Source organism: Microbacterium sp. HD4P20, assembly GCF_019449275.2.
In the GTDB taxonomy this organism is placed as follows: Bacteria; Actinomycetota; Actinomycetes; order Actinomycetales; family Microbacteriaceae; genus Microbacterium.
On the sequence record NZ_JAHZQZ020000018.1, the window covers coordinates 378,141 to 391,809 of the forward strand.

At 66.6% G+C, this 13,669-nt stretch carries 12 protein-coding genes and 1 rRNA gene; 11 read left to right on the forward strand and 2 right to left on the reverse strand.

The window, feature by feature from the left end; all coding sequences use genetic code 11:
- Positions 1-2: 2 nt before the first annotated feature.
- Both K0817_RS15100 and K0817_RS15105 read left to right on the forward strand, forming a co-directional pair.
- Complete coding sequence (locus tag K0817_RS15100; protein WP_219982332.1) at positions 3-1,520, forward strand: ABC transporter permease; 1,518 nt, start codon at positions 3-5, stop codon at positions 1,518-1,520.
- A 1-nt stretch (position 1,521) separates the two neighbouring features.
- A complete protein-coding gene (locus K0817_RS15105; protein ID WP_219982333.1) occupies positions 1,522-2,700 on the forward strand; it encodes an ABC transporter permease in 1,179 nt (392 codons plus the stop codon).
- A gap of 13 nt (positions 2,701-2,713) precedes the next feature.
- On the opposite strand, the gene K0817_RS15110 is transcribed toward K0817_RS15105, so the two are convergent.
- Positions 2,714-3,322: a PH domain-containing protein gene (locus K0817_RS15110; RefSeq protein WP_219982334.1), complete on the reverse strand. Its 609-nt coding sequence runs from the start codon at positions 3,320-3,322 to the stop codon at positions 2,714-2,716.
- A 31-nt stretch (positions 3,323-3,353) separates the two neighbouring features.
- Between K0817_RS15110 and K0817_RS15115 the strand changes: the two genes are divergently transcribed.
- The 8 genes from K0817_RS15115 to K0817_RS15150 all read left to right on the forward strand — a co-directional run bounded on the left by K0817_RS15115 (position 3,354) and on the right by K0817_RS15150 (position 11,767).
- Complete coding sequence (locus tag K0817_RS15115; protein WP_219982335.1) at positions 3,354-5,162, forward strand: ABC transporter ATP-binding protein; 1,809 nt, start codon at positions 3,354-3,356, stop codon at positions 5,160-5,162.
- A gap of 71 nt (positions 5,163-5,233) precedes the next feature.
- Positions 5,234-7,147, forward strand: coding sequence for a translational GTPase TypA (gene typA / locus K0817_RS15120; protein WP_219982336.1), 1,914 nt, complete (start codon positions 5,234-5,236; stop codon positions 7,145-7,147).
- A 93-nt stretch (positions 7,148-7,240) separates the two neighbouring features.
- Positions 7,241-8,041 carry an AzlC family ABC transporter permease gene (locus tag K0817_RS15125; protein WP_219982337.1) on the forward strand — a complete coding sequence of 267 codons (801 nt, stop codon included), beginning with the start codon at positions 7,241-7,243 and terminating at the stop codon, positions 8,039-8,041.
- Positions 8,038-8,352, forward strand: a complete 315-nt coding sequence (locus K0817_RS15130; RefSeq protein ID WP_219982338.1) for an AzlD domain-containing protein — start codon at positions 8,038-8,040, stop codon at positions 8,350-8,352. Before K0817_RS15125 ends, K0817_RS15130 begins: the two co-directional genes overlap by 4 nt.
- A gap of 46 nt (positions 8,353-8,398) precedes the next feature.
- Positions 8,399-8,782, forward strand: coding sequence for a histidinol dehydrogenase (locus K0817_RS15135; protein WP_219982339.1), 384 nt, complete (start codon positions 8,399-8,401; stop codon positions 8,780-8,782).
- Positions 8,783-8,851: 69 nt separating this feature from the next.
- The gene (gene fdxA / locus K0817_RS15140) at positions 8,852-9,172 is read left to right on the forward strand and encodes a ferredoxin (protein WP_219982340.1); all 321 of its coding nucleotides are present in this window, start codon (positions 8,852-8,854) and stop codon (positions 9,170-9,172) included.
- Position 9,173: 1 nt separating this feature from the next.
- Complete coding sequence (dapC, locus tag K0817_RS15145; protein WP_253735416.1) at positions 9,174-10,283, forward strand: succinyldiaminopimelate transaminase; 1,110 nt, start codon at positions 9,174-9,176, stop codon at positions 10,281-10,283.
- A 185-nt stretch (positions 10,284-10,468) separates the two neighbouring features.
- The gene (locus K0817_RS15150) at positions 10,469-11,767 is read left to right on the forward strand and encodes a citrate synthase (protein ID WP_219982342.1); all 1,299 of its coding nucleotides are present in this window, start codon (positions 10,469-10,471) and stop codon (positions 11,765-11,767) included.
- Positions 11,768-11,825: 58 nt separating this feature from the next.
- Here the strand turns inward: K0817_RS15150 and dapD are convergent, their stop codons facing one another.
- Positions 11,826-12,782 carry a 2,3,4,5-tetrahydropyridine-2,6-dicarboxylate N-succinyltransferase gene (dapD, locus tag K0817_RS15155; RefSeq protein ID WP_219982343.1) on the reverse strand — a complete coding sequence of 319 codons (957 nt, stop codon included), beginning with the start codon at positions 12,780-12,782 and terminating at the stop codon, positions 11,826-11,828.
- Between the two features lie 517 nt (positions 12,783-13,299).
- Between dapD and K0817_RS15160 the strand changes: the two genes are divergently transcribed.
- Positions 13,300-13,669: ribosomal RNA gene (locus tag K0817_RS15160) — 16S ribosomal RNA — on the forward strand; the annotation flags it as partial.

The window sequence follows — 13,669 nt, forward strand, 5'->3', positions numbered from 1 at the left end:
CCATGGCTTCATTCATCATCCGGCGGTTGATCGCGTCGATCTTCGTGCTCTTCGCCGCGACATTCTTGATGTATCTGCTGGTGTCCTTCTCGGGCGATCCCCTCGAGGACCTCCGGCAGAGCAGTGCCCCCAACAAGGCAGAGCTCATCGAAGCTCGCACCAGACTTCTCAACCTCGACGTCCCGCCCCCGCTGCGCTACTTCCTGTGGCTCGGCGGGCTGTTCCGCGGCGACTTCGGCATCAGTATCCAGAACCAACAGGTCAATGCAATGCTGGGGAACGCGATCACGTCGACGCTGACGCTGGTCACCACCGCCACCATCGTGGCGATCGTCCTCGGCATCACGGTCGGCATCGTTTCGGCTCTGCGCCAGTACACGGGGTTCGACTACTCGGTCACGCTGCTGTCGTTCCTGTTCTTCTCCCTCCCGATCTTCTGGGTCGCGGTGCTGCTCAAGCAGTACGGCGCGATCCAGCTGAACGACTGGCTCGCCGAGCCGACGATATCCGTGCCGGTGACGATCGGGATATCCCTGATCGCAGGTCTCATCTGGCTTTCGCTGATCGGCGGCCGCTGGAAACGACGACTCATCGTCTTCGGGGTGTCGGCCCTCGCGACGGGCGCTGTGCTGACGTTCCTCTCGGTCACCGAGTGGTTCGCGGATCCCTCGATCGGCATCGTCGTCTTCTCGGCGCTCGCGCTGGGCGTCGCTGTGGGTGTCACAGCGATCTCGACCGGCTTGCACAACCGCAAGGCACTGTATGCCTCGCTCATCGTCGCGTTGGTCGGCATCGCGCTGTACTTCCCGATGATGAACTCCATCCTCAACAACATGACGCTGTGGTTCTTCCTGCTGCTCGCCGTGGTCACCCTGGTGGTCAGCGGAGCGATCGGCTGGTTCATGGGGTCCCCCGACCGCGGGCCCGTCGTTCGCACCACCGCGATCGTGGGCTTCCTCGTCGCCTCGTTCATCTCGCTGGACAAGTACATGTCGTACTGGGAGGTCTACGCGAACTCCAGCCGCGTGCGAGGTCGCCCGATCGCCACCGTGGGGGCGTCGACACCCGGTCTCGGCGGCAACTTCTGGGTGCAGGGCATCGATTTGTACACCCACCTCCTGCTGCCCACGATCGCGATCATCCTGATCTCATTCGCCAGCTACACCCGATACTCGCGAGCGAGCCTCCTCGAGGTCATGAACCAGGACTACATCCGCACCGCGCGAGCCAAGGGCCTCACGCAACGGACGGTGATCGTGAGGCACGCGTTCCGGAATGCGCTCATCCCCATCACCACGATCATCGCCTTCGATGTCGGCGCGCTGATCGGCGGGGCTGTGATCACCGAGACCGTCTTCGGCTGGACGGGAATGGGGCGATTGTTCGTCGACGGACTGGCGGCCCACGATCCCAACCCCGTCATGGCGTTCTTCGTGGTGACCGGCACCCTCGCGGTCGTCTTCAACCTCATCGCGGACCTCGTCTACGCGGCCCTCGACCCGAGAATCAAGGTGGGCTGACATGAACACCAGTACTTCGCAGGAGCCCGGCGTCGAGACTCAGGCGCTGGCCGAGATCACGATCGAGCAGAAGGAGACCGAAGGCCTCAGCCAGGGGCAGATCGTCCGCCGGCGCTTCTTCCGTCACCGCGCGGCGCTCATCTCGATGTTCGTCCTCGCCTTCATCGTCATCCTGGCATTCACCTCCGTCGGCGTGGACCTGTGGGGTCTGCGCATTCCCGGCTGGTGGATCTACTCGTGGAACGAGATCCCGACGAAGGTGAACAACGGCGTTCCGACGCTCAGCCTGTGGCCGCTGCAGTTCGGGGAGCACCCGTTCGGTCAGGACGAGGTCGGCCGCGACATCTTCGCGGTCGTCATGCGCGGCGCGCAGCAGTCGATCATGGTGATGGTCATCGCGGGCGTCGTCGCGACGGTCATCGGCGTCGTCATCGGCGCTGTCGCCGGCTACTACGGCAAGTGGACCGACTCGGTGCTGATGCGCTTCACCGACATCATCATCACCATCCCGCTCATCGTGATCGGCTCCGTGCTCGGAAACACGTTCGGAAGCCTCGGCGCCGCCGTGCTCGGTGTCGTGATCGGCCTGTTCGCATGGACGACGATGTCCCGTCTCGTCCGCGGTGAGTTCCTCTCACTGCGCGAGCGCGAGTTCGTCGATGCTGCACGAGTGTCGGGAGCGCGGGACCGCCGGATCATCTTCCGGCACATCCTGCCCAACGCCGTCGGCGTCATCGTCGTCAATGCGACCTTGCTCATGGCGGGAGCGATCCTGCTGGAGTCCGCACTGAGCTTCCTCGGATTCGGCGTCCAGAACCCCGACACATCGCTCGGCAAGATCATCTCCGAGAACCAGGCGGCGTTCTCGACGCGACCCTGGATCTTCTGGTGGCCCGGCATCTTCATCATCGCGATCGCGCTGTGCGTGAACTTCATCGGCGACGGTCTGCGCGACGCGTTCGACCCGCGCCAGAAGAAGATGCCGAGCGAGCGGGCGATGGCACGCGCAGGTCGGGCCGCCGGTCCGGTCGCGCCGGTGGACACCACCCCTTCGACCGACGCCCGCATGGTGGACGTCGGGATCGAGACCGCGTACACGGGCGACGTCGTGAATTATCACGACCCGCGCCCGGAGGAACCCGGCGACGTTCAGCACAAGCCGCTCGATCCGGAGAGATGACGTGCTGTCGCTGCTAGGCCAGCAGGCCGATCACCGTCGCGGCGATCAACGCGGCGATCGCCGTGATCGTCGCGATGTGCCACGTCGTGCGCTGCGCGTCAGGATCCACGCCGCTGGTGAAGGCGCCCGCGTCCTGCAGCCGCTCCCAGTGACCACGGATCACCTGGGCCAGGTTGCCGCTCGGGGTGGTGAGCGCGTCGGCGGGCCGGAGCTCGCCGACGCGGCCGCGGGCAGAGTCGCCGATGCCGTCGAAGTCCTTCGGGGCCAGTCCGAGCATGCGGTGCCTGCTCGGGGCGGGCGCTGCCCACACCGATATGCGGCCGTTCGCGGTCTGCAAGGCGAGCGCGTACCGCGTGTCGATCGCACGGATCGCGGGCCATGGCACGAAGTGCGTCCGCAGGACGTTCTCGACCGTGACGCCGTGTTCTTCGACGATCAGGCTCGGACGCCAGAACAGCGCCCACGCCAGCACGGCGACCAGCAGTACCGGCCAGACGTAGCGCACCGCCGAGGCGGGATCGGCCCAGACGAGCGCCACCAGGCCCAAGACACACACCACCACGGTCACGACAGCGAGAATGCGGCCGAGAACCGGCCGATAACGGACCTCCTGGAAAGACATGACCTCAAGCTTCGCAGATGGGACACCACGAATGACTGACAAGACGGGCACGGACGCCGCACTCGCAGCGTCGCATGGAGCCCTTCCCGAAACGGTCCTGCAGGTCGACGAGCTCGGCGTCGAGTTCTGGGTCGACGGCGAGTTCTACCCGGCAGCCATCGACATGAACTACGAGGTGCGGCGCGGCGAAGTGCTGGCCATCGTGGGCGAATCCGGCTCGGGAAAGAGCACCAGCTCGATGGCGCTGCTCGGCCTGCTCCCCGAGAACGCGCGCGTGACAGGGTCGATCAAGCTGCTCGGTCGCGAGTTGCGTGGCGCCGATGACGCGACCCTGCGCTCCCTGCGTGGCAACGAGATCGCCGTCATCTTCCAGGAGCCCATGACGGCGCTCAACCCGGTGTACACGATCGGCTTCCAGATCACGGAGTCGCTGCGTGCACACCAGCGTGCGCTCTCGCCGAGCCAGGCGAAGGCGCGCGCCATCGAACTGCTGCAGATGGTCGAGATGCCCAAACCGGAGCAGTCATTCCACAAGTATCCGCACCAGCTGTCGGGTGGTCAGCGTCAGCGCGCCATGATCGCGCAGTCGATCTCGTGCGACCCGCTGCTGCTGATCGCCGACGAGCCGACGACGGCACTGGATGTGACGGTCCAGGCAGAAGTCCTCGACCTGCTGCGAAACCTGCACAAGAGGCTCGATTCCGCCATCATCCTGATCACCCACGACATGGGTGTGGTGGCCGATCTCGCCGACCGGATCATGGTCATGAAGAACGGCATCGTGGTGGAGTCCGGCACGGTGGAGAAGATCTTCCACAAGCCGGAGCATCCCTACACCCAGCAGCTCCTCGCTTCCGTGCCGCACCTCGGCCTCGGAGTGCTGGAGAATGCCGGGTCCGGCCCCGAATCCGTCTCGACCGACACGTCCACGGTGCCGGCGGTGTCGGCGATCCGCGAACACGCCTCCGAAGCCTCGCGAGTGGCCGTCGACGAACGCACGCCCGTGCTGCACTTCGACGATGTCGCGATCGACTACCCCAAGCGCGGCCGGATTCCCGCTTTCCGGGCCGCCGAGCACATCGATCTCGCCATCTACCCCGGCGAGATCGTGGGACTCGTGGGCGAGTCCGGCTCCGGCAAGACGACGCTCGGGCGCGCGGCGATCGGCCTGATTCCGATCGCCGAGGGCAGACTCACCGCTGTGGGCACGGACATCTCGCAGGCATCGCAGAAGGAACTGTTCGCCATTCGTCGTCGCACCGGGATCGTCTTCCAGGACCCCGCGTCATCGCTGAATCCCCGTATGCCGATCGGGCAATCGATCGGTGAACCGATCCTGCTGGCGAACGTGGCCAAGGGCAAGGAGCTCGACAAGCGCGTCGAAGAACTGCTGACACAGGTCGAGCTTCCCTCCTCCTACCGAAACCGTTTCCCCCACGAGCTGTCCGGCGGGCAGCGTCAGCGCGTCGGGATCGCACGCGCGCTGGCTCTCGCCCCGGAGCTGCTGGTCGCGGATGAGCCCACCTCTGCGCTGGACGTCTCGGTGCAGGCACGGTTCCTGGATCTGCTTCAGGAACTGCAGCAGCAGCTGCAGTTCGCCTGTCTGTTCATCAGCCACGACCTCGCGGTGGTCGACATTCTTGCTCACCGCATCGCCGTGATGCACCACGGCAAGCTCGTGGAGACCGGCACTCGCAACGAGATCCTGCGCGGCGCGCAGGACCCCTATACGCAGCGTCTCATCGCGGCCGTCCCGGTGCCCGATCCGGAGGAGCAGCGGGTGCGTCGCGAGGAGCGGGCGGCGCTGCTGCAGCGCAGCGGCGCGCGAGCTGAGAGCTGACGCGCAGGTAGCGACCGATAGAGTGGGGGATGCCGAATTCCGGCATCTCCCACTTTCGCAAGGATTCCCTCATGGCCCGCGCCCTCCGTCCGGACCTCCGCAACGTCGCCATCGTCGCCCACGTCGACCACGGCAAGACGACACTCGTCGACGCGATGCTCCGTCAGACCGGCTCGTTCGGCGAGCACGCCCACGTCGAAGAGCGCGCTATGGACTCGAACGATCTCGAACGCGAGAAGGGGATCACGATTCTCGCGAAGAACACCGCGATCACCTACAACGGCGCTCACACCGACGTCCCGGTCACGATCAACGTGATCGACACACCCGGCCACGCCGACTTCGGCGGCGAGGTCGAGCGCGGTCTGTCGATGGTCGACGGGGTCGTGCTTCTCGTCGACGCGAGTGAAGGTCCCCTGCCGCAGACGCGGTTCGTGCTGCGCAAGGCGCTCGAGGCGAAGCTGCCGGTGATCCTGCTGGTCAACAAGACCGATCGCCCGGACGCGCGTATCGCCGAGGTCGAGGAAGAGGCCCACGACCTCCTCCTGGGACTGGCTTCCGACCTGCACGAGGACGTTCCGGACCTCGATGTCGACGCGCTGCTCGACGTGCCCGTTGTCTACGCGAGCGGACGCGCGGGTGCGGCATCCCGCAATCGTCCTGCCAACGGCGACCTGCCCGACAACGCCGACCTCGAGCCGCTGTTCGAAGCCATCCTCGCGCACGTGCCGGCACCGGTTTATGACGACGAAGCGCCGCTGCAGGCGTGGGTGACCAACCTCGACTCGAGCCCGTTCCTCGGTCGTCTCGCCCTGCTCCGCGTCTTCAACGGCACGCTTCGCAAGGGCCAGACGGTGGCCTGGGTGCGCCACGACGGCACGACGAGCAACGCCCGCATCACCGAGCTGCTGAAGACCCGCGCCCTGGAGCGCTATCCGGCCGATTCCGCGGGCCCCGGCGACATCGTCGCGATCGCCGGGTTCGAGGACATCACGATCGGCGAGACGATCGCCGACCCCGACGACGTCCGGCCGCTGCCGCAGATCCACGTCGACGACCCCGCGATCTCGATGACGATCGGCACGAACACCAGCCCGCTCGTCGGCAAGGTGAAGGGTCACAAGCTGACCGCCCGCATGGTGAAGGATCGCCTCGATCGCGAGCTCATCGGCAACGTCTCACTCAAGGTCGTCGACATCGGTCGCCCCGACGCGTGGGAGGTGCAGGGCCGCGGCGAGCTGGCGTTGGCGATCCTCGTCGAGAACATGCGTCGCGAAGGATTCGAGCTGACCGTCGGAAAGCCGCAGGTCGTCACACGCAAGGGCGAGGACGGCAAGGTCAAGGAGCCCTTCGAGCACCTGACCATCGACGCCCCCGAAGAGTATCTGGGCGCCATCACGCAGCTCATGGCGGCACGCAAGGGCCGCATGGACAACATGACCAACCACGGCACGGGCTGGGTTCGCATGGAGTTCATCGTCCCCTCGCGGGGCCTCATCGGGTTCCGCACCGAGTTCCTCTCCACCACGCGCGGCACCGGCATCGCCAACGCGATCTCGCACGGCTACGACGACTGGGCGGGCCACATCGTGACCCGCCAGAACGGCTCCATCGTCGCCGATCGCGCCGGCGTGGTCACTCCGTTCGCGATCATCGCGCTGCAGGAGCGCATGTCGTTCTTCGTGCAGCCGACGCAAGAGGTGTACGAGGGCATGGTCATCGGCGAGAACTCCCGCGCCGACGACATGGACGTGAACATCACCAAGGAGAAGAAGTTGACGAACATGCGTCAGTCGACCTCCGACACGTTCGAGTCGATGACGCCGCCGCGTCAGCTCTCGCTCGAAGAGAGCCTCGAGTTCGCCCGAGACGACGAGTGCGTCGAGGTGACTCCCGAGATGGTGCGCATCCGCAAGGTGGTGCTGAACGCGACCGAGCGCGGTCGTGCGACCGCACGCCTCAAGCGCCAGGACGCCAACGCGTAGCAGCCGAACGGATGCCACGACCCGCCCTCTCGCGGGCCACGGACCACGCGGTGGCCCGGCCTCGGTGTCGCCGGTTCTCGCTAGCATGACGACGTGAGTCCTCCCCACGCCGTCGAAGGCGCGCACTTCGACGATGCGCACAGCGCGGGAGAGGCTCGCAGGGCCGTCCGCGAGGCGCTCGGCGTCGCGCTCGCGACGAGCGCGTACGGCATCTCTTTCGGCGCGCTTGCGGTGGCCTCCGGGCTCGACGTCTGGCAGACCTGCGTGCTGAGCCTGCTGATGTTCACCGGGGGATCTCAGTTCGCCTTCGTCGGAATCGTCGCGGCCGGCGGGCTCGCGGCCGCGCCCTCGGCCATCGCGTCAGCGGCGCTGCTGGGTGTGCGGAACATCGCCTACGGCATCCGCATGTCCCCGGTGATCGGATCGGGGTTCTGGCGTCGCACGGCAGCCGCGCAGTTCACGATCGACGAATCCACGGCGGTCTCGCTCGCACAGACCGGGCACCGCGCCCGGACGCTGGGATTCTGGGTCACCGGGATCGGCATCTACATCGGCTGGAACCTGTCGACGCTCGCCGGTGCGCTCCTGGGCGATGTGCTCGGCGACCCCCGCGCGTACGGACTGGACGCCGCGGCGGCCGCCGCCTTCCTCGCGCTGCTGTGGCCGCGCCTGCGAGCCCGGCAGCCGATCGTCGTCGGGATCGCGGCGGCGGTCATCGCCACGATCCTGACCCCTGTGCTGATGCCGGGACTGCCCGTCATCATCGCCGCTGCCGTGGCGGTCGTCGTCGGATGGACGAACTGGCTTGGACGACCTGCCGGGTCCTCGACAGCCACGAACGGGTTCGGCGGGGGAGAACCAGCCGATGTCCCCGAACGGGAGGGATTGCCATGACCATGTGGACCGCGGTGCTCCTGGCATCCATCATCTGCGTCGCGCTCAAGACCGTCGGCTACCTCATTCCACCGCGCTGGGTCGAGTCGCCCCGCCCCCTGCGGATCGCCGATCTGCTCACCGTCGCTCTCTTGGCTGCCCTGGTCGCGGTGCAGACGGTCGGCGCCGGGCAGGCCGTCGTCGTCGATGCCCGAGTGCCCGCGGTGCTGGTCGCCGCGGGACTGCTGCTGCTGCGTGCGCCGTTCCTCGTGGTGGTCGTCGCCGCCGCCCTCGTGGCCGCGCTTCTCCGCCTGTGGGGCTGGGCCGCCTGACCGGCCGACGACGCGGCCCGTGTGGCTGCGCGGCTAGAGTCGACGGGTGCGTACGTCTGTCCTTGCCCGCGTCGGCACCTGGTTCGTCGCGTTGGTCGTCGGTGCCGTCTACGGACTGGCGGGCACCATTGCGCACGCCTACACGATCGGTCCGTTTCCGCTCGGCCTCGTGCTCGGCGCGATCGGATGCGCTGCGCTGCTGCTCGCCGTGCGCCTGCTCACGGCGGACCGCGGCGCCACGCTCGCCACGGGCCTGGGCATGATGGTCGCTACGCTCGTCTTCTCGGGGAGCGGGCCAGGTGGATCGGTGATCGTGCCGCAGACGGGCCTCGCCGTCGCGTGGACCTATGCAGTCCCCATCCTCGTGGCGCTGATCGTCGCGTGGCCCGAGCGTTCGCGCGCTGCCGCGCGGCCGACACGGTCCCCCTGACCGGCTCCCCGCTCCGCCGTGGCCCCGCTGGCGGCGACTGGCCCCAGGCAGCGCACCTAGACTGGTGCTGTGACGTATGTGATCGCTCTTCCCTGCGTCGATGTCAAGGACCGCGCCTGCATCGACGAGTGCCCGGTGGACTGCATCTACGAGGGTGACCGGTCGTTGTACATCCACCCTGACGAGTGCGTGGACTGCGGTGCGTGCGAACCGGTGTGCCCGGTGGAGGCGATCTACTACGAGGATGACCTGCCCGACGAGTGGCAGGACTACTACAAGGCCAACGTCGAGTTCTTCGACGATGTGGGCTCGCCCGGCGGCGCCGCCAAGGTGGGCGTCATCCACAAGGACCACCCGATCATCGCCGCACTGCCCCCGCAGGAACACTGACGTGGGGGTCGCCGACCTCGCCGACTACCCCTGGGATGCTGTCGCTCCTTACGCGGCGAGGGCTCGGGCTCACCCCGACGGAATCGTCGACCTGTCGGTGGGCTCGCCGGTCGACCCGACGCCGCAGGTCGTGGCCGATGCGCTGCGCATCGCAACAGACGCCCACGCCTACCCCCAGACCGTCGGCACCCCGGCACTCCGGTCGGCGATCGCGCAGTGGTACGCCCGCCGGCGAGGCGTGCCTGGACTCACGCCCGACCACGTGCTGCCGACGGTCGGCTCGAAAGAGCTCGTGGCGTTGCTGCCGCTGCTCCTCAACCTCGGGCCGGGTGATGTCGTCGTCCATCCGCGCGCGGCGTACCCGACCTACGAGGTCGGCGCCCGGCTGGTCGGCGCGACGTCGCTCGCCGCAGACGACCCGGCGCAGTGGCCGGCGGGCACGCGGCTGGTGTGGGTCAATTCCCCGGGCAACCCCGACGGCCGCGTGCTCGATGTCGACGCCCTGCGCGTCGCGGTCGCGCGTGCCCGCGAACTGGGTGCGGTGCTGGTGTCGGATGAGTGCTACGCCGAACTCGGGTGGGACGAGCCGTGGGATTCCACGCCGATCCCTTCGTCGCTCGACCCGCGGGTGACGGGCGGCGATCTGCGCAGCATCCTGTCGGTGTACTCGCTGAGCAAGCAATCCAATCTCGCCGGCTACCGCGCAGCCTTTCTGGCCGGCGATCCAGAACTGGTCGCGCGACTGCTGACCGGACGCAAGCACCTAGGACTCATGCTGCCCCTGCCGGTGCAGACCGCCATGGTCGCGGCCCTCGGCGATGACCAGCACGTCGTCTCGCAGAAGGCCCGGTATCGCAGGCGCCGCGACGTCCTCAAACCCGCGGTCGAAGCGGCCGGGTTCCGTGTCGAGGGCAGCGAGGCGGGCCTCTACCTCTGGGGGACCGAGGGTCTCGATGCCTGGGAGAGCCTGGGCCGCCTCGCCGATCTCGGCATCCTCGCTGGCCCTGGGCACTTCTACGGAGCCCACTTCCCGCAGCACATCCGGCTGTCGTTGACCGCCACCGACGAACGTGTCGCCGCGGCCGCGGCGCGCCTCTCCGCGTCGGTGTGATGAATCCTCCATCGGATGCCGCGTCCCTTTGGCCGTGTCAGCAGTAGGCGCGGTGGCGCACTAGGCTGTATGAGCGGCGGTGCGGTATCTCCGTCCCCGTACCTCGTTCCTCGCGGACATGCCATTGCGTCCGTGCCGGAACGAGACGACACCCCCGGCACGACCAGAAATCGCGAGGAGGCGCCGTGAGCGACGCGGGAACCCAGCAGGAGAAGGCCACCCTCACGATCGGTGAACAGACCGCCGAATTTCCGCTGCTGAAGGGCAGCGACGGCGCCCCGAGTGTGGACATCTCCACCTTCACCCGCCAGACAGGACACACGGCGCTCGACTACGGGTTCGTCAACACCGCGGCGACGAAGTCCGCCGTCACCTACATCGACGGCGACCAGGGGATCCTGCGCTACCGGGGGTATCCCATCGAGCAGCTGGCCACGAACAGCACGTACCTCGAGGTGGCGTGGCTGCTGATCTACGGCGAACTGCCGACAGCGGACGAACTCGCCGAGTTCGACGGGCGCATTCGGCGCCACACTCTGCTGCACGAGGACCTCAAACGCTTCTTCTCAGCGCTGCCGCACAACGCTCATCCCATGTCGGTCCTGTCGGCGGCGACGGCGGCACTGTCGACCTACTACGAGAACGAGTCCGACCCCAACAACCCCGAGCACGTCGAACTCAACACGATCCGCATGCTGGCGAAGCTGCCGGTGATAGCCGCCTACGCGCACAAGAAGAGCATCGGACAAGCGTTCCTCTATCCCGACAACTCGCTGGGCTTCGTCGACAACTTCCTCAAGCTCAACTTCGGTGTCCTGAGCGAGGTTTACGAAGTGGATCCCGTCATGTCCCGGGCGCTGGAGCGGCTGCTGATCCTGCACGAAGACCACGAGCAGAACGCATCGACGTCCACGGTGCGCCTGGTCGGCTCGACCGGAGCGAACCAGTTCTCGTCGATCTCGGCGGGCATCAACGCGCTGTACGGGCCGCTGCACGGCGGCGCCAACGAGGCGGTCCTGAACATGCTGGGCCAGATCCGGGACTCCGGCGAGAGCGTGCAGCGCTTCGTCGAGAGGGTCAAGAACAAGGAGGACGGGGTCAAGCTCATGGGCTTCGGCCACCGGGTCTACAAGAACTACGACCCCCGCGCCAAGCTGGTGAAGGAGTCCGCCGACGAGGTCCTCGAGGCGCTCGGGGTGAGCGATCCGCTGCTCGATCTCGCCAAGCAGCTCGAAGAGATCGCTCTCAACGACGACTACTTCAAGGAGCGCCGTCTGTACCCGAACGTCGACTTCTACACCGGCGTCATCTACAAGGCGATGGGCTTTCCCACCCGCATGTTCACGGTGCTCTTTGCGATCGGGCGTCTTCCGGGCTGGCTCGCGCAGTGGCGCGAGGCCGCGAGTGACCCGCAGACCAAGATCGGCCGCCCGCAGCAGCTCTACATCGGCGCGCGCGAGCGTGACTATCCCGGCACCGTGTGAGCCGATGACCGAGATCGGCCCGGACGCTCACGCGCCCAGGCCGATCTCGTCGTGTGGGTCAGGCGTGAAGGGCCTCATTGAGGGTGATGCCGACTCCGGCGCGCTGCACGACCTCGACCGCGCCGGTGACGGAGTTTCGCCGGAACAGCAGGCCGTCGCGCCCCGAGAGCTCGGAGCCCTTGATGACCTGGCGCCCGCCTTCGGCAAGGGGAGGTGCGTCGGCCATCACGATCTTGGTGCCCGCGGTGACGTACAGGCCGGCCTCGACGATGCAGTCGTCGCCCAGCGAGATGCCGATGCCGGCGTTGGCGCCGAGCAGCGTGCGCGCTCCCACGGACACCTTGTGCGTGCCGCCGCCGGAAAGCGTGCCCATGATGGAGGCGCCGCCCCCGATGTCGCTGCCGTCGCCGATCACCACGCCCTGTGAGACCCGGCCTTCGATCATGCTCTGGCCGAGCGTGCCGGCATTGAAGTTGACGAAGCCCTCGTGCATGACGGTGGTTCCGGGCGACAGATAGGCCCCGAGTCGCACTCGAGAGGCGTCCGCGATCCGGACGCCGGCCGGGGTCACGTAGTCGAGCAGGCGCGGGAACTTGTCGAGGCCCTGCACCTGCACGCCGTCCCGTACGAGGAACGGGCGCAGGCGTGTGAGCGCATCGGGATGCATCGGCCCCGCGGTCGTCCATGCGACATTGGGCAGGTGGCCGAAGATGCCGTCGAGGTTCAGCTCGTTCGGGCGCACGAGTCGATGCGACAGCGCGTGCAGGCGCAGGTAGGCGTCAGACGTCGATGCCGGTGATGCGTCGAGGTCGATCTCGACGGTGACCACGTCGACGCTGACGGCTCGTCGGGGATCGGCGACCGCGAGTCGTTCGAGCTGATCGGGAGGCATCTGGGGGTCGTAGCCGACGGGGATGCGTCCTCCCGCAGGGGAGGGGAACCACGTGTCCAGCACAGTTCCGTCTTCGGCCAGCGTCGCGAGGCCGGCGCCCCACACCCATCGTTCGTCGCTCATGTGCACAACGGTAGCGCGGCGACGGATGCCCCGGAATTCCGCCGATCCAGGGCGCGACACGCCCGGGGACCCAGTGGATTGGCCACCTGGCGCAGATCCGACGTAAAGTATCTCTTGTTCGCCCCAAAGGGTAGAGCGGAGCGGCCGAGAGGCCCCGCCCCCCTCAAGCGGAGAACGAACTCCCCTCCGCTGGATCACGATCTGATCCAGACGGCCTCCGGGCCGGGAAGGGAAGCTCTGAGAGCGAGGAACGTCAGTTTGACGGGCCGAGCGCCGAGAGCTAAACTAGTGAAGTTGCCCTTCTGGGCTGGTCATCGTTGTGGTGGTTGGTTTGGTTGGTGTGTCTGATCCTTGAGAACTCAACAGCGTGCACTTGTCAAATGCCAAATATCCTCGTCCAGGCTTTTGTCTGGTTGGGATTCCTTTGGATCAATTTAATGGATGTCAGTGACATTTGTTTTTGGTCAGTTTCGAACTCGCTGCATGATCATTTTTCTGGTTGTGTATGCATTTTTTCTTTATGGAGAGTTTGATCCTGGCTCAGGATGAACGCTGGCGGCGTGCTTAACACATGCAAGTCGAACGATGAAGCCTAGCTTGCTGGGTGGATTAGTGGCGAACGGGTGAGTAACACGTGAGCAACCTGCCCCTGACTCTGGGATAAGCGCTGGAAACGGCGTCTAATACTGGATATGAGCCTTCCACGCATGTGGGGGGTTGGAAAGATTTTTTGGTTGGGGATGGGCTCGCGGCCTATCAGCTTGTTGGTGAGGTAATGGCTCACCAAGGCGTCGACGGGTAGCCGGCCTGAGAGGGTGACCGGCCACACTGGGACTGAGACACGGCCCAGACTCCTACGGGAGGCAGCAGTGGGGAATATTGCACAA

What these genes read in the sequence shown, in the direction of transcription:
- K0817_RS15130 (WP_219982338.1), top strand. Translation starts at nt 8,038, where the DNA reads ATGACCATGTGGACCGCGGTGCTCCTGGCATCCATCATCTGCGTCGCG.
- K0817_RS15115 (WP_219982335.1), top strand. Translation starts at nt 3,354, where the DNA reads ATGACTGACAAGACGGGCACGGACGCCGCACTCGCAGCGTCGCATGGA.
- K0817_RS15100 (WP_219982332.1), top strand. Translation starts at nt 3, where the DNA reads ATGGCTTCATTCATCATCCGGCGGTTGATCGCGTCGATCTTCGTGCTC.
- dapD (WP_219982343.1), bottom strand. Translation starts at nt 12,782, where the DNA reads ATGAGCGACGAACGATGGGTGTGGGGCGCCGGCCTCGCGACGCTGGCC.
- K0817_RS15110 (WP_219982334.1), bottom strand. Translation starts at nt 3,322, where the DNA reads ATGTCTTTCCAGGAGGTCCGTTATCGGCCGGTTCTCGGCCGCATTCTC.
- typA (WP_219982336.1), top strand. Translation starts at nt 5,234, where the DNA reads ATGGCCCGCGCCCTCCGTCCGGACCTCCGCAACGTCGCCATCGTCGCC.
- K0817_RS15105 (WP_219982333.1), top strand. Translation starts at nt 1,522, where the DNA reads ATGAACACCAGTACTTCGCAGGAGCCCGGCGTCGAGACTCAGGCGCTG.